The organism is Streptomyces sp. DH12 (genome assembly GCF_020873895.1).
Taxonomy (GTDB): Bacteria; Actinomycetota; Actinomycetes; order Streptomycetales; family Streptomycetaceae; genus Streptomyces.
Window position 1 is genome coordinate 1 of the sequence record NZ_JAHWGT010000992.1, and the last position, 461, is coordinate 461.

Genomic DNA, 461 nt, shown 5'->3' on the forward strand with positions numbered 1-461 from the left:
GTGACAGCCGTCCGAGCCGGTGACCTCCAGGTCGTGCCGGATCCGCTCCGCCGTCGCCTCGTCCGCGAGCCGCCGCAGGATCTCCTCCGGGCCGCCCTCGCTCGCCCAGCTCGGCAGCAGCGCCACGAGGGTCGTGCAGCCGGGGGTGTACGGATAGGTGTCGAGGGTGATGTCGGCGCCCGCGTCCAGCGCCTCGTCGAGCAGCGCCAGCAGCTCGGGCGCCCGGCCCTTGTTCACACCGAAGTTCATGGTCGCGTGCGCGAGATGCAGCGGGCAGCCCGCCTCCCGGGTCAGCGCCACCATCTCCGCGTACGCCTCCAGCGCGCCGGCGCCGTAGGAGCGGTGGTGCGGGCAGTAGTAGCCGCCGTACGACGCCACCACCCGGCACAGCTCGGTCAGTTCGGCGTCCGGGGCGTACATGCCGGGCGTGTACGTCAGACCCGACGACATGCCGACCGCGC

Annotated in this window: 1 pseudogene; it reads right to left on the bottom strand. The window is 73.1% G+C overall.

Annotated features, from left to right (window positions below):
* Positions 1–461 (bottom strand): annotated as a pseudogene (locus LPA54_RS38145) (amidohydrolase family protein); the annotation flags it as partial.